Raw genomic sequence first — 15,113 nt, 5'->3', positions numbered from 1 at the left:
GGAAACAGTTCGGGGGACGCGGGCGAGGCGCCCGCGAATGGAACGAGCGCTCTGGAGAAAGATCTCCAGAGCGCTCGTGGGGCGGGGATCAGCGGTCGACGAAGTCGGCGACCATCTCGTTGAACTCCTCGGCGTGCTCGAGCTGCGCCCAGTGCCCGCACCTGTTGAGCAGCACCAGCCGCGAGTCCGGGATGGCCGCGCACAGCCTCAAGGAGTGCTCGAAGTGCACGACCCGGTCGTCCCGACCGTGGAAGAGCAGCGTCGGGACGGCGATCTCGGGCAGCCGGTGCGCGTCGACGAACGGTCGACGGCCGACTCCCGCGATGAAGTTCGCGAGGTGGTCGGGGCGTGACCGCGCCGTCTGGGACCGCTGCTGCGCGATGGCCGGGTCGGCCATCTCCTCGGAGAACGTCATGATCCGCACGAGCTCCAGCATCCGCTCCGGCGACGGGTCGACGTACGCGGCGTTGAGCACCTTGAGGCCCTCGGTGGGACCGTCCCCCGGTCCGAAGAGGACGGGGCCGGGTGAACCCGGACCCATGGTGACCAGGTGGGTGATGCGCTCTGCGTGGGTGTAGGCGAAGCGCAGCGCCGTCATCCCGCCCATCGAGTTGCCCACCAGCGCCGCTTTCTCGATGCCGAGGGCGTCGAGCAGCTCCACCGCTGCCCTGACGTGGTCCCGCTCGTCGACGGTGACGGCGTCGGAGGCTCCCCAGCCCGGCATGTCGGCGGCGATGACGTGGAACCGGTCGGCGAGCGCACGCAGGTTGTGCCCGAAGTTCGACCATCCGGTGGCGCCCGGACCGCTGCCGTGGAGGAGGAGCAGGGGATGCCCCTCACCAGCCTCGTTGACGTGGATCTTCCAGGTGGCTGTCTGCACCAGGCGGCTGGTGCTCTCGTAGGTGAGGTCCATGCGATCAGGCGCTGAGGACGAAGTCGCGCACCAGTCGGTTGAACTCGTCCGCGTGCTCGATCTGCGCCCAGTGGCCGCAGCGGTTGAGCAGCACCGCGCGCGAGTTCGGGATGGTCGAGACCAGCCGCAGGGTGTGCTCGAAGTGCACCACCCGGTCGTCGCGGCCATGGATGAGCAGCGCCGGGGCCGTGATGCCCTTCGCCTCCTCCCAGGTCGCCTGGTTGCGCACCGGGCCACCCTCGACGAACGACTTCAGGCCGTTGGCCAGGTGGTCGGGACGGGCCGCCGCGCCCGTCGCCCGCAGCTCGGCGAGCTCGTCGGTGGCGAACTCCTCGTCGAAGGCCATGATCTCGACGAGCTTCTTCATCGTCGCGGCCGTCGGGTTGGCGTAGCCCTCGAGCAGGATCTTGATCCCCTCGGTGGGCCCGTCGCCGGCGCCGAACATCGTCGGCGTCGAGATGAAGGCACCGGGGCCCATCGTGATCAGGTGCGAGACGCGGTCGCCGTGCCGGGCTGCGACGGCGATGGCGATCATGCCGCCCATCGAGTTGCCGACCAGGGCCGCGTTCTCGAGCCCGAGCGCGTCCATGAACTCGACGACCATGGCGACGTGGTCGTACTTGTCGGCGGTCGCGGCGTCCGACCTGCCCCAGCCGATGCAGTCGATGGCGAACACGTGGAAGCTCTCGGCCAGCGGGCCGATGTTGCTGCGGAAGTTGGACCAGCCGTTCGCGCCGGCCCCGCTGCCGTGGATGAGGATCACGGGGTGGCCGCTGCCGGCCTCGTTGTAGTGCAGCTTGCCCTGGGTCGGCAGCTCGACGAACCTGCTGGTGCTCTCTTCGGTCAGTTCCATGCCGACGAGTAGAGCGTCCCGGCGCGCGGCACAGGTAGGACGCTGTGCCAGCCGACGGGACGACCGACGGGATTCCGTCCGGTCCCCGATGCCAGGGTCGGCGCATGCCCATCTCCTTCGACCTCAGGGACACGCTTGCCCGTGCCGGGCTGTCCGGCACGCTCGCCGGACCGACCGAGCGGCGACGCTCCCTCCGCCGCGCACTGGAGGACACGCTCACCGGGACGCCGCTTGTCCTGCCGGGCGTCACCGATGCGCTGGGTGCGCGTCTGGTCGAGGAGGCCGGCTTCGAGGCGGCGTACGCCACGGGCGCGGGGTTGGCCAACGCCGGCTTCGGCATGCCCGACCTCGGGCTGGTGTCCCAGACGGAGGTCGTCGACCACGCCGCCCGGCTCGCGGACGCGATCCGGATCCCGCTCATCACCGACGCCGACACCGGGTACGGCGGCCCGCTCGCCGCCATGCGCACGGTCCGCCTCCTCGAGCGCGCCGGCGTCGCCGGCCTGCAGCTCGAGGACCAGGAGATGCCGAAGCGCTGCGGCCACTTCGACGACCACACGCTGATCCCCGCCGGGCACATGCAGACCAAGATCGCCGCGGCGTGCGAGGCGCGCACCGACGGCGAGCTCGTCATCATCGCCCGGACCGACGCCCGGTCGGCGTACGGCATCGAGGAGGCGATCGAGCGCGGCCGGGCCTATGTCGAGGCCGGCGCCGACGTGCTCTTCATCGAGGCACCGCGCACCGTCGACGAGCTCGCCCTGGTCGGCCGCGAGCTCGCCGGCACGCCCCTCGTCGTCAACGTCGTCGAGGGCGGCAAGACGCCACAGCTCAGACTCGAGGAGTACGTCGACCTCGGGTTCGGCGTCGTGCTCTACGCCAACTACCTGATGCGCTCCCTGCACCTCGCCGGGCGGGAGGCCCTGGCGCACCTGAAGGCGCACGGGGAGACCGCGTCGCGCGCCGACCGCATGGCCGGCTGGACGGAACGGCAGACGCTCTTCCGACTGCCGGCCTTCGCGGCCGCGCAGGCGCAGCTCGACCGAGAGCTGGGCGAGATCCGGTGACCGAGCAGCTGCAGATCCCCGGCCTCCCCCTCGAGACCGAGCTCCCCGCCCAGGTCGGCGTCCTGGTCCTCGGCGCCGGCCTGGCCGGCTGCGCCGCACTGCTCGCCGCCGCCGAGGCGGGCCGGTACGCGGTGCTGATCGAGAAGACCGGGTCCATCGGCGGGTCCACCGTGAGGTCGGCCGGGCTCTCCGCGTTCGCCGGCACCGACGAGCAGGCGGCCCAGGGCATCGCCGACTCCGTGGAGCTGCTCCGCAAGGACCTGCTCGAGGTCGGCAGGCACCGCAACGACGAGGCGCTGGTCGACCTCTACTGCGCCCGCCAGCTGGAGACCTACCGCTGGCTGCGGGAGCACGGCGTCGAGTACGGCGAGATCCACGCCGCCTCCGGTCAGTCGGCGCCGCGCAGCCACCCGAGCGACACCACTGGCATGCTCGTGCACCTGCTCAAGGCGGCGGGCCGGCTCGGCGCGCGCCTCGTCCTGGACGCACCCGCCCACCGGCTGGTCCACGACGGCACCCGCGTGACGGGTGTCGACGTACGGCGGCGCGACGGCTCCCTCCACCGGATCGCCGCCGATGCCGTCGTCCTCGCGACGGGCGGCTTCTCGATGAACCCCGACCTGCTCGCGCGGTTCGCCCCGCAGATGGAGCACGCCCTGCGTCAGGGTGGCGCCGGCAACACCGGCGACGGGCTGATGATGGCCATGGCGCTGGGCGCCGGGCTGCGGGACACGCCCTACATCAAGGGCACCTACGGGCACTTCCACACCGAGCACCCGGACGAGGACGGCACCGGCATCCTCGCCGTCTACAAGGGCGCGATCGCGGTCAACCGCGAGGGCCGTCGCTTCGTCGACGAGTCGCGCAACTACAAGGAGATCGGCGACGCCGCGCTGGCGCAGCCCGGCGTCACGACGTGGCAGGTCTTCGACTCCCGGACGATGTCCCTCTCCAACGACGAGGTGCCGATCTACGAGTTCGCCGGCCGCCGCCGCGCCGGGATGCTGCTCGAGGCGGACACGATCGCGGGTCTGGAGCGGCAGGTCGGCCTTCCCGACGGCGCACTGCAGCGCACGGTCACCGACTACAACGACGCGATCCGCGAGGGCCGACCGGACCCGCTCGGACGGGCCCACCTCTCGGGCGGTGTCGGCGAGCCGTTCGCGATCGAGCAGCCGCCGTTCTTCGCCCACCCGTCCGGGACCGTCGTGCTGGCCACCTACTGCGGGCTCACCGTCGACACCCGGCTGCGGGTCCTCGACTGGTGGGGCGAGCCGATCGAGCGCCTCTACGCCGCCGGTGAGCTCGTCGGCGGTCTGCACGGCGCCGGCTACATGACCGGGACGTCCATCGGGAAGGCCGGCATCTTCGGCCGGCTCGCCGGGACCCACGCGGCCGACGAGGAGAGTGAGCTCGAGTGGTGACCAGCCCCTTCGACCTGACCGGCCAGGTGGCCCTCGTCGTCGGTGCGGCAGCCGGCGGCCTCGGCGAGCAGGCCGCCCGCGCCCTGGCGCAGGCGGGTGCCACCGTCGCCGCCGCGGACCTCGCGCTGCGCAAGGACGACCTCGCCGCCACCGCCGAAGTCACCGGCGCCACCGTCCACGAGGTCGACGTGACCGATGAGACGAGCGTGAGCGCGCTCTTCGCTGACGTCGTCACGAGGCACGGCCGCCTCGACGTCGTCGTCAACGCGGCCGGCGTGATGCTCCGCAAGGCGTACGACCAGACCTCGCTCGAGGAGTTCGAGCGCGTCATCCGGGTGAACCTCACCGGCACCTGGCTGGTCGGCCGCGAGGCCGGCCGGACGCTCACCGCCCAGGGCCACGGCGGACGGGTCGTCAACCTCACGACCGTCTACGCCGAACGGGTCGGCCCGGTCCCGGAGTCGGCCTACTACTCCTCCAAGGCGGGCGTCGCCAACGTGACCCGCTCCCTCGCCAGCGAGCTCGGCCGGCACGGCATCACCGTCAACTGCCTCGCCCCCGGGGTCTTCTACCCGACCCAGATGACCGCCGCGCTCGGCGCCGACCCCGAGCGCCTGCAGTGGTTCGGGGACCGGACCATGCTCGGCCGGCTCGGCGACCCCGACACCGACTTCGCCGGCCCCCTCCTGCTGCTCGCGAGCCCCGCGTCGTCGTACATGACCGGCCAGGTCGTGTACGTCGACGGCGGCTGGTCCGCGTGGTGACGACCAACGAACCGAACACGAAGGACTGATGATGACCGAGAAGGCATTGCTCATGCTCGACTACCAGGTCGCGCTCTGCGAGGACGGGCCGCACCTGAAGGCGCCGCCGCTCCAGGCGCAGGTCGCCCAGCGTGACGTGCTCGCCACCGCCGAGCGGGTGCTGGAGAAGGCCCGGGCCGCCGGTGCGCTGGTCGTGCACGTGCGGCTCGCCTTCGACCCGTCCTACAAGCTGCGGACCAACCGCCTGCCCCGGTTCGATCCCTACGAGACCAACCGGACCATGCTGGCCGACTCCCCCGAGTCGCAGATCGTCAAGGCACTGGCGCCGATCGAGACCGAGCCGGTCGTCGACAAGGGGTGCGTCGACCCGTTCATCGGTACGCCGCTGCGCGAGCTGCTCGCCGCCGAGGGTGTCACCGAGGTGGTGCTCGGCGGCGTGGCCACCAACCTCGTCGTGGAGTCCGCCGCCCGGCACGCCTCCGACTCCGGACTCCAGGTGAGCGTCGTCGAGGACATGTGTGCCTCGTTCGCGCCCGAGCTGCACACCTTCGCGATGGAGAAGGTGCTGCCGCTGTTCGGCACCGTCACCCGCGCCGCCGACGTCACCTTCTGAGAGGACCCGCCATGACCAACACGCACACCTACGACGTCGTCGTCGTGGGCGGCGGCGTCGCCGGCCTCTCTGCCGCCGTCTCGGCCGCGGAGAGCGGTGCCCGGGTCGCCCTGCTCGAGCGCTCGACCGCGGCCGAGACCGGCGGCAACACCCGCTACACCGAGGCGTTCCTGCGCATGCAGTCCCTCGACGAGGTCGCCGACGGCTTCGAGGAGATCCTCGTCGACGACTTCATGGGCCACCCCGACCCGTCGATCGTCAACGACGCCGCGCTGGCTCCCGCCCGCCAGGAGCCGCTCTATCGCGCCACCCACACGGTCAACCCCGACTACGTCGCCACGCTGGCCGAGCAGGCGCCGCAGGCACTGCGGTGGATGGCCGGGCACGGGGTCCGCTTCGACTTCGTGCCGACGCCCTTCCTCACCCAGTCGACCACGCGGATGGCGCCGGTCGGCGGCGGTCTCGCGATCGTGGAGACGATGGGCCGCGCAGCCCGGGCACTCGGGGTGGAGTTCCACTTCGAGACGACCGCGCGACGGCTCACCGTCTCCGAGGCAGGGGTCGACGGCGTGCTCGCCCAGGGCCCGGACGGGTCAGCGCTCTTCCAGGGTGCGGTGGTCCTCGCCTGCGGCGGCTACCAGGGCAACTTCGAGATGATGGCCCGCTATCACGGCGACCGGGCGATGACGTCGCGTCCGGTCGCCCGCGGCGGCAACTACAACAAGGGCGACGGGCTCGAGATGGCGTTGGCGCTGGGCGCGGCGACCGCCGGCAACTTCTCCCTCTTCCACGCCGAGCCCGTCGACCCGCGCAGCGGCGAGCCGGAGGCGGCGATCTTCTGCTTCCCCTACGGCGTCCTCCTCAACAAGGAGGGCACGCGCTTCGTCGACGAGGCCCGCGGCACCGTGGACGCCTGGTACGAGCGCACCACCCGCTCGATCCAGGCCCAGACCGAGGGGATCGCCTGGGTGATCCTCGACCAGCAGGGCCTCGCGGTCCCGAACATCATGGCCGGCGTCCGGACCGACATCGCTCCGGTCACCGGCGCGACGATCGGCGAGCTCGCCGCCCGGCTGGGCCTGCCCGTCGGGACGACCGAGGCCACCGTGGCGGCGTACAACGCGGCGTGCCCGGACCCCGCCGGCTACGACCCGCTCGCCCCCGACGGCCTGGCCACCACCGGCCTGGTGCCGCCGAAGTCGAACTGGTCGCTGCCGCTCGAGCACGGCCCGTACGTCGCCTACCCGGTCATGGCGGCCAACGTGTTCACCTTCGGCGGACTCAAGACGACCGCCGACGCCGAGGTCGTGGACCGGGACGGCCGGCCGATGCGCGGTCTCTACGCGGCCGGCGAGCTCACCGGCCTCTACTACTCCAACTACACCGGCTCCACGTCCGTGCTCCGCGGCGCGACGTTCGGCCGGATCGCCGGCGAGCGAGCCGCGGCCCTCCGCGCCGCAGGTGCGTCCGTCGGTGACGGCCAGCCCCTCGAGGCAGGGGTGTGAGCGTGCGGATCTGGCACCAGTCCTTCACCGTGCTCGACCACGTCCCGCACTACCGCGACGCCCTCGCCCGGCACCTCCAGGCGCAGACCCAGCCGGGCACCGAGGTGGACCTGCACGGCATGAAGCCGGGGACGTACCCGTCGGACTACCCCGGCACCCACATCGGCTACGCCTACCTCGCCGGCCTGCACCGGGAGCAGTTCGTCCACGCGGCGCTCCGAGCGCAGGACGAGGGCTACGACGCGTTCTTCATCGCCACCATCCCCGACACCGCCTACGAGGAGGTCAGGACCCTCGTCGACATCCCGGTGGTCACGTTCGGTCAGACCTCGGTGCTGGCCGCTGCCCAGCTCGGGGACCGCGTCGGCATCGTCAACTTCATCGCCGCGCTGGAGCCGCAGCTGCGGCGCAACTTGCGCAACTACCGGCTGGACGCGCTCGTCGGGCCGATCCTGCAGGTGGAGGCCGCATTTCACGACGTGATGGCCGCCTACGCCGCGCCGGAGGGTCTCGTCGACGCCTTCGAGCGGGCCGCGCGGCGCGCCATCGCCGCCGGCGCGAACGTCATCGTGCCCGGCGAGGCCCCGCTCAACGTCTTCCTCGCCGACCAGGGCATCTCCCGGGTCGACGACGTACCGGTGCTCGACTCGATCGGGACCTGCGTCCGGATGGCCGAGCTGCGGGCGGCGCAGCACGCCGCGACCGGGCTCAGGCCGTCACGCGTCGGGTTCTACGGCGCGCAGCCCCGGCGCGAGCTCGTCGACGCGGCCCGGGCGTTCTACGGCACCCCCGCGGCACTGGCATGACGACCTGGGACTCCGAGGTCGACGTCGCTGTCGTCGGCGGCGGCGCGTGCGGCCTGATGACGGCGCTGCGCGCCGCCCGGAACGCCGACCTGGTGGTCGCCGTCTTCGAGAAGTCGAGCCGCGAGGGCTGCAACGCGGCGATCTCCTCGGGCTCCCTGGCCGCCGGCGGCACCCGCTTCCAGGCCGCGGCGGGCATCGTCGACTCGCCGCAGGCACACGCCGACGACATCCTGCGTGCGAGCGGCGACGAGGAGTGGCGGCCCGTGGTCGAGGCCGTGTGCGCGGTCGCCCCCCTGTTGGTCGAGTGGATCGCTGACACCGGCTACCCCGTCGAGATCGGCGCCGACATGCCCCGGGCGGGCATGTCGGTGCCCCGGCTGCACACCGACGTGGGGCGGCTCGGCGGCGGCCGGCTGATCCGCCACCTCCGCGCCCTGGTCGACGGCCACGACAACGTGGCCTTCGTCGACGAGGCGCCGGTCGCCGAGCTGGTCGTCGTGGACGATCGCGTGGCGGGGGTCGTGGTCTCCCAGAACGGCTCGCTGCAGCGGGTACGTGCCCGCGCGGTCGTCCTCGCCGCCGACGGTTTCGCCGGCAGCCCGGCGCTGGTCAAGGAGCACCTGGCCCACCTGGGCAACCCGTTCTACGGCGGCGTGTCCACCTCGACCGGTGACGCCCTGCCGTGGGCGCTCGCGCTGGGGGCGCAGGTGCGCAACATGGGCGCCGGCCTGCGCTCGGGACTGGTCGTCGTCGACCACGGGACCCGCGTCTCTCCCGCCCTGCAGTTCAACGGCGCGGTCCTCCTCGACACCACCGGCCGTCGGTTCGTCGACGAGGAGTCCAAGGGCTACTCCTCGCTCGCGGGCGTCCTCCAGGCCCAGCCCGGCGAGCGCGCCGCGATGGTGTGGGACGCGACCGCGATGGCCGCCACCCGCACCTCGGAGATGATGCGGGAGTGCCTGGCCGCGGGGGCGATCCGCGACCTGGCGACACTGCCGGAGCTCGCGGCCGCGCTGGCCCTGCCGGTCGCCGACGTCGAGCGGGCGATAGCCCCGCTTCCGGGGCGCCGCCCGCTCGAGGCGCCGTACCATCTGGCCTGGGTGACCCACGGCCTGCTCACCACCCAGGGCGGCCTGGTGGTCTCTCCGGCCGGCGAGGTCCTCGACGCCACCGGCACCCCGATCCCCGGGCTCTTCGCCGGCGGCGGCACCGCCTGCGGTCTCGCCGGGCCGTCCTCCGACGGCTACCTGTCGGGCAACGGCCTGCTCGCCGCCTTCGGGACGGGCTGGATCATCGGCGACCGGCTCGCGGAGGGCTGACGCTCAGCTCGCGACCGGGAGCGGTGCCTCCTCCGCGGCCTCGACGTCCTCGGCCTCCATGGCGTCGCTGCTGTTGAGCCCGCGGTAGGTGGCGTGCAGCAGGGTCACCGTGACCGCCGAGACGAGCAGCACCACGCCGTAGAGCCGGTAGAGCTCCTCAGGCGTGAAGCCGTGCGCCTGGAGGAACGTCGCGATGTTGGGCGCGAAGAACGCCACGATCCGGCCGACGCCCATCATCATGCCGACGGCGGCGGCACGGATCGCGAGCGGGTAGATCGACGGGCTGATCGCGTAGTAGGCAGCGACGCCGCCGTTGACCGCCAGGCCGACGAGCACGGCGAGGACGAGCACCATCGTCCGGTCGGTGAAGTTCGCGGCGAAGGCGAAGAAGATGCCGAAGCCCGCGAGCGCGATCAGCGCGGTCACGAGCCGCGGGTGGAGCCTGCGTGCCGCCAGCGCGAAGAGCAGCGCCCCGATCACGCCGCCGGTCGCGACGAGCGACTGGGCGCGGATGCCGAAGTCGGGGTTGCCGGTGGTCTCGGTGACCAGCTTGGCGGTGAGGCCGTTGGCGAAGTAGAACGCGCCGATCATCAGGGCGTACGAGATCCAGAGGAGGAGCGTGCGGGGCAGCATGATCCCCCGCCACATCCCGCCGGCGCCGGTGCGCTGCGCGACGAGGTCGACAGGGGCGGGCAGCGCGCTGGCAGCCGGGACGCCGACCTTGGCCGCGATCCGGTTGTAGGACTCCAGCGCGCCGGCCGGGCGCTTCTCGACGAGGTAGCCCACGGACTCGGGCAGCGCGACGGCGGCGACGAGCAGCAGCACGGCGGTCACCACGGCGGAGAAGAAGAACGGGCCGCGCCACGTGAACGAGTCGATCAGCTGCACCGACAGGAAGCCGCCGATCGCCGCACCCAGCGGCAGGCCGATCCCGTAGACGCCCATCACGGTGCCGCGGCGCCGCTGGTTGGCGTACTCGGCCACCAGCACGCTCACGCTGGGGACGATCGCACCCAGGAACAGGCCCCCGAAGAAACGGAACGCGAGGAAGGTCCCGAAGGAGGGCGCGAGCCCGCTCAGGACCATCCCGACGACGATGAGCGCCAGCGCGCCGAGGATGTGCTTGCGCCGGCCGATCCGGTCGGCGATCGGGCTCAGGAAGACCGCGCCGACTCCCATGCCGAGGGTGCCGAACGAGGCGACCAGGCCCTGCTCGCTCGAGTCGAGACCCCAGTGCGCCGTGAGCGCCGGGAGCGTGTACGAGGTGATCAGGATCTCGTACCCGTCGATCATCGTCAGCAGGATGCAGATCGCGACGACCAGCCCTTGGAAGCGGGTCATCGGGTTGTTCCGGATGGCGTCTCTGAGGTCCATGCGCTCTCCTCCACGTGCATTTAATGCACGGTCATGTGCGAATGTCGCACAGCGTGACTGCCATCACAGGACCTTGTCAAGAGGCTGCTGACCGACTGCTCGCGGCCCGGGGCGCCTCGACGCCCTACGCTTCGGCGCATGGAATCCGCCCGCCCCGCCGTCGGCTCCCAGACCCTCGCCCGGGGCCTGCGCGCCCTCGAGCTGGTCGCGACCGCCCGCGACGGCGCGACGATCCAGGAGATCGCCACCCGGCTCGACGTACACCGCTCGATCGCGTCGCGCCTGCTCGCGACCCTCGCCGACTTCGGCCTGGTCGTGCGCAGCGAGGACGGCCGCTACCGCACCGGCTCGGGGCTCGCGGCGCTTTCGGCCGGGATCCACGCCACGCTCCGGGCGGCCGCTGAGCCGCTCATGCGGGAGCTCGCCGAGGAGCTCAAGGCGACCATCTCGCTGCTGGTCGTGGAGGGCAGCGAGGCGGTCGCGCTGTCAGTGGTCGAACCGCCGGCGGCGTCCTACGTCCTGTCGTTCAAGACCGGGAGCCGCCACCCCATCGGGCGTGGGTCCGCGGGCGTCGCTCTCCTCGCCGCCCAGCCGGCCCTCGCGGGCGAGACCCCCGACGTCACCGAGGCGCGCGAGCGCGGCTACGCCGCCACGTTCGGCGAGGTCGAGCCCGGCGCGTACGGCGTCGCGGTGCCCCTGGCCGCCGCCGCGGGCATGCCGACCGCGTGCCTCAACCTGATCACCTACCGCGAGGACATCGCGACCTCGGCGGCGCCCGCGCTCGTCCGCGCCGCCGAGCGGATCGGCCGCTCCCTGGCCTGAGACGGCTTGACAGCGCTCCCGTGAGCGTGCTCACATGCTGCACAGGCGGGTGTAATTATCGCCCTCCTCCATGCAGATAGCGCACAGGAGCATCGGCCATGACCCTCACCCAGGAATCCGCTGCACGGGAGACGACGCTGCCCTCCGGCACGTACCTCCGCTACTACGAGGCGGGAAGTGCGACCGCGCCGCCGGTCGTCCTGCTGCACGGCTCGGGTCCCGGCGCGACCGGGTGGTCGAACTTCTCCGGCAACATCGGCGTGATCGCCGACGCCGGGTTCCGCGTCATCGCGCCGGACATGCCCGGGTGGGGCGACTCCGACGCCGTGGCCACCCAGGACATGGACCACGACAAGGACCTCGTCGCGCTCCTCGACGTCCTGGGCATCGAGAAGGCGGCGCTCGTCGGCAACTCGATGGGCGCGCACACCGCGATCCGGTTCGCGACCCTGCACCCCGAGCGGATCACCCACCTCGTGACGATGGGCGCCTCGCTGGGCCGCGGCGCCACCAGCCTCTTCGGTGCCGGCGACGGCCCGAGCGAGGGGCTGAAGGTCCTCGTCAGGGCCTACCGGGACCCGAGCCCGGAGAACATGAAGGCGCTCGTCGAGATCATGACCTACGACAAGGCCCGCTTCGCCACCCCGGAGCTCACCCGGGCCCGCTCCGAGGCGGCCTCCGCGCGTCCCGACCACCTGAAGAACTACGTCGAGGGCCTTCCCCTCGGCGCCCCGATCCCGATCCGGGTCGACCGCGACAAGATCCCCGGGATCCAGGCGCCCGCTCTGCTCATCCACGGCAAGGACGACCGGGTCCTGCACTTCGAGATCACCCTCTGGTTGCTCGCCAACATCCCCGACTCGCGCGCGGTGCTCCTCAACCACTGCGGGCACTGGGCGATGATCGAGCACGCGGAGGAGTTCAACCGGCTCGTCGTCGACTTCCTGAGCCACCACTGACCGGGGCATGACGATGAGCACCACGCAGAACCTCGACACCGACGTCGTCATCATCGGCGCCGGTCCGGTCGGGCTCACCCTCGCCAACCTCCTGGGCGTCCGCGGCCGCCGCGCGATCGTGCTCGAGGCGCGCGCCGAGCTGATCGACTACCCCCGCGGTGTCGGGCTCGACGACGAGGCCATCCGCACGCTGTGCACGGCCGGGCTGTGGGAACAGGTCCGGCCTTTCACCGTGCCCCACCACGTCGTCCGGCTGGTGAACGGTGCAGGCCAGGTGCTGGCGACCAACGACCCGAAGACCGAGGAGTTCGGCTACCCGCGCAAGCACGGGTTCATCCAGCCGCTCGTCGACAAGGAGCTGGCGGCCGGCCTGAGCCGGTTCGCCGGCCACGCGCTGCGCTTCCGCCACCGCGTCGTGGGGATCGAGGACCACCGTGACCACGTCGTCGTCACGGCCGAGCGGCTCGACGAGACCGGGGCAGTGGTCGACACGGTCACGGTCACCGGCCGGTACGCCGTCGGCTGCGAGGGCGGCAGCTCGTTCACCCGCAAGTGGATGGGCGTCGAGTTCGAGGGCAAGTCGCCCTCGACCCGCTGGGTCGTGGTCGACGTCGAGAACGACCCGATCGGGACGCCGTCGGTCTACCTCGGTGCCGACCCCCGCCGGCCCTACGTCTCCATCGGCCTGCCGCAGGGCATCCGCCGGTGGGAGTTCATGCTGCACGACGACGAGCCGACCGAGCTGGTCGAGGACGCGGGCTTCATGCGGTCCCTGCTCGAGCGTCACGTGCCCGACCCGGCGGCGCTGCGGATCATCAACCAGCGCACGTTCACCCACCACGGCCGCGTGGCGAGCTCCTTCCGGAAGGGCAACGTCTTCCTGGCCGGCGATGCCGCCCACCTCATGCCGGTCTGGCTCGGCCAGGGCTGGAACTCCGGCATCCGCGACGCGACCAACCTCGCCTGGAAGCTGACGGCCGTGCTTCACGGCGACGCCGGCGAGGCGCTCCTCGACACCTACACCGAGGAGCGTCGCCGGCACGCCGCCGACATGATCGACGTCAACATGGCCGCCGGCACGGTCATGAAGATGAGGCCGCTCGGCGGCTGGGTGCGCGACCGGGCCGCCTCGGCGCTCAACCTCGTGCCGAGGTGGAAGTCCTACTTCACCGAGCTCCGGTTCAAGCCGATGCCCCGCTACGCCACCGGCGTGGTCGTGGACCAGGCGACCCTGACCCCCGGCACCGCTGAGGCCGGCCTCGAGCGCAGCCGACTCGTGCCGTTCGTCGACTCCGCCGGGGCGGTCTCACCCGTCGGCCTGCAGTTCATCCAGCCGCGGGTCAACACGGCCGCCCGGACCGGGGCCCTGCTCGACGAGGTCAGCGGGGACTGGTGGACCCTCGCGACGTGGGGCACCGATCCGACGGCGTACCTCACGCCCGCCGACCTCGAGCTGGTCCGCCGGCACCGGATCGCGCTCGTGTCCTTCATGCCGGAGACCCAGCGGACCTGGGCCGAGAAGCAGTACGCCGACGCAGCCGTGCCGGTGACGGTCGCCGGCGACACGACCGGGGCGCTCAAGGACTGGTTCGACCTCCGCGCCTGCGGCCTGGTGATCCTGCGACCGGACCGGTTCGTCGCCGCCGCCGCGCTCGCCCAGCAGGCGTCGCAGGCGCTGGCCGCCGTCGTGACGGCGGGCTCCCTCACCACCCCCGTCCCGGAAGGAGCGCTCGCATGAGCGTCGCCCTCGTGTGCATGTCGCACAGCCCCCTGCTCGAGTTCAACGACCCGCCGGCCGAGGTGAAGGCCGAGGTCGACAGCGCGTTCGCGACGGCCCGCGCGTTCGTCCACGCCTACGACCCGACGCTGGTCGTCTCCTTCGCGCCCGACCACTACAACGGCTTCTTCTACGACCTGATGCCACCGTTCTGCATCGGCTACGAGGCGCTCGGCGTCGGCGACTACGGCACCGCCGAGGGTCCGCTCGACGTCCCCACCGTTCGTGCCGAGGAGCTGGCCCAGTGGGTCGCCGAGCGCGACCTCGACATCGCGATCTCGCGCAGGATGGAGGTGGACCACGGCGCGATCCAGCCGCTGGAGATCCTCCTCGGCGGGATCGACACCGTCCCGACCATCCCCGTCTTCGTCAACGGGGTCGCCCGGCCGTTCGTGAAGATGTCCCGCGTACGCCGCCTCGGCGAAGCCGTCGGGTCCTTCCTGGCCAGCCTCGAGGACGAGCGCGTCCTCGTCATCGGATCGGGCGGCCTCTCGCACGACCCGCCGGTGCCGCAGTGGGCGACCGCGAACGACGCCCAGCGGGCGCTCCTGCTCAACGGGCGGCACCCCACCGCTGCCGCGCGGGACGCCCGGCAGCAGAACGTCATCGACGCGGGCAAGGCGTTCGCGGCCGGAACCGCGACGATCCAGGACCTCAACCCCGAGTGGGACCGAGCGCTGATGGCGACGTTCGCCACCGGCGACCTCACCGCCCTCGACGCGATGGACCCGGCCCAGATGGCGCGGGACGCCGGCAACTCGGCACACGAGGTCCGCACATGGGTAGCGGCGTTCGCGGCGCTCGCGGCGTCCGGGCCCTACGCGGTGACGTCGTCCTACTACCGGCCGATCCGGGAGTACATCGCCGGCTTCGGCGTGATGACCGCCCTGCCCAGTAGTTCCTAGGACGTCCATCTA

14 protein-coding genes are annotated in these 15,113 nt (G+C 72.1%); 11 read left to right on the top strand and 3 right to left on the bottom strand.

Annotated elements, in window-relative coordinates; genetic code table 11:
• Nucleotides 1–88 precede the first annotated feature (88 nt).
• Both QDS12_RS02495 and QDS12_RS02490 read right to left on the bottom strand, forming a co-directional pair.
• Nucleotides 89–913: an alpha/beta hydrolase gene (locus QDS12_RS02495; protein ID WP_279876634.1), complete on the bottom strand. Its 825-nt coding sequence runs from the start codon at nt 911–913 to the stop codon at nt 89–91.
• 4 nt (nt 914–917) lie between these two features.
• Nucleotides 918–1,766, bottom strand: coding sequence for an alpha/beta hydrolase (locus QDS12_RS02490; protein WP_279876632.1), 849 nt, complete (start codon nt 1,764–1,766; stop codon nt 918–920).
• A gap of 104 nt (nt 1,767–1,870) precedes the next feature.
• Here QDS12_RS02490 and QDS12_RS02485 point away from each other — a divergent pair, with 104 nt between their 5' ends.
• From QDS12_RS02485 to QDS12_RS02455, 7 genes are read left to right on the top strand one after another with little or no spacing between them, the layout of a single operon-like run.
• Nucleotides 1,871–2,833 carry an isocitrate lyase/PEP mutase family protein gene (locus tag QDS12_RS02485; protein WP_279876631.1) on the top strand — a complete coding sequence of 321 codons (963 nt, stop codon included), beginning with the start codon at nt 1,871–1,873 and terminating at the stop codon, nt 2,831–2,833.
• A complete protein-coding gene (locus tag QDS12_RS02480; RefSeq protein ID WP_279876630.1) occupies nt 2,830–4,257 on the top strand; it encodes an FAD-dependent oxidoreductase in 1,428 nt (475 codons plus the stop codon). Before QDS12_RS02485 ends, QDS12_RS02480 begins: the two co-directional genes overlap by 4 nt.
• Entirely contained in the window at nt 4,254–5,021 is a 768-nt protein-coding gene (locus tag QDS12_RS02475; RefSeq protein WP_279876629.1) for an SDR family oxidoreductase, read from the top strand. The genes QDS12_RS02480 and QDS12_RS02475 overlap by 4 nt, the downstream gene beginning before the upstream one ends.
• 28 nt (nt 5,022–5,049) lie before the next feature.
• A complete protein-coding gene (locus tag QDS12_RS02470) occupies nt 5,050–5,634 on the top strand; it encodes a cysteine hydrolase (protein ID WP_279876628.1) in 585 nt (194 codons plus the stop codon).
• A gap of 11 nt (nt 5,635–5,645) precedes the next feature.
• A complete protein-coding gene (locus tag QDS12_RS02465; protein WP_279876626.1) occupies nt 5,646–7,139 on the top strand; it encodes an FAD-dependent oxidoreductase in 1,494 nt (497 codons plus the stop codon).
• A 2-nt stretch (nt 7,140–7,141) separates the two neighbouring features.
• On the top strand, nt 7,142–7,945 hold the full coding sequence (locus tag QDS12_RS02460) for an aspartate/glutamate racemase family protein (RefSeq protein ID WP_279876625.1): 804 nt from the start codon (nt 7,142–7,144) through the stop codon (nt 7,943–7,945).
• Nucleotides 7,942–9,264 carry an FAD-binding protein gene (locus QDS12_RS02455; protein WP_279876624.1) on the top strand — a complete coding sequence of 441 codons (1,323 nt, stop codon included), beginning with the start codon at nt 7,942–7,944 and terminating at the stop codon, nt 9,262–9,264. The genes QDS12_RS02460 and QDS12_RS02455 overlap by 4 nt, the downstream gene beginning before the upstream one ends.
• A 3-nt stretch (nt 9,265–9,267) precedes the next feature.
• Here the strand turns inward: QDS12_RS02455 and QDS12_RS02450 are convergent, their stop codons facing one another.
• Nucleotides 9,268–10,638, bottom strand: a complete 1,371-nt coding sequence (locus QDS12_RS02450; RefSeq protein WP_279876623.1) for an MFS transporter — start codon at nt 10,636–10,638, stop codon at nt 9,268–9,270.
• 138 nt (nt 10,639–10,776) lie between these two features.
• Here QDS12_RS02450 and QDS12_RS02445 point away from each other — a divergent pair, with 138 nt between their 5' ends.
• The 4 genes from QDS12_RS02445 to QDS12_RS02430 all read left to right on the top strand — a co-directional run bounded on the left by QDS12_RS02445 (nt 10,777) and on the right by QDS12_RS02430 (nt 15,101).
• Nucleotides 10,777–11,460 (top strand): helix-turn-helix domain-containing protein, encoded by a 684-nt coding sequence (locus QDS12_RS02445; RefSeq protein WP_279876622.1) that lies wholly within the window; start codon nt 10,777–10,779, stop codon nt 11,458–11,460.
• A gap of 98 nt (nt 11,461–11,558) precedes the next feature.
• Entirely contained in the window at nt 11,559–12,419 is an 861-nt protein-coding gene (locus QDS12_RS02440; RefSeq protein WP_279876621.1) for an alpha/beta hydrolase, read from the top strand.
• A 13-nt stretch (nt 12,420–12,432) separates the two neighbouring features.
• Complete coding sequence (locus QDS12_RS02435) at nt 12,433–14,157, top strand: bifunctional 3-(3-hydroxy-phenyl)propionate/3-hydroxycinnamic acid hydroxylase (protein WP_279876620.1); 1,725 nt, start codon at nt 12,433–12,435, stop codon at nt 14,155–14,157.
• Complete coding sequence (locus QDS12_RS02430) at nt 14,154–15,101, top strand: 3-carboxyethylcatechol 2,3-dioxygenase (protein WP_279876619.1); 948 nt, start codon at nt 14,154–14,156, stop codon at nt 15,099–15,101. Before QDS12_RS02435 ends, QDS12_RS02430 begins: the two co-directional genes overlap by 4 nt.
• Nucleotides 15,102–15,113: the final 12 nt, after the last annotated feature.

It is taken from the genome of Nocardioides sp. CER19 (assembly GCF_029846275.1).
Lineage (GTDB): Bacteria > Actinomycetota > Actinomycetes > Propionibacteriales > Nocardioidaceae > Nocardioides.
The sequence above is the reverse complement of the archived record's forward strand: the minus strand, read 5'-3'. Positions and strand labels throughout refer to the sequence as shown.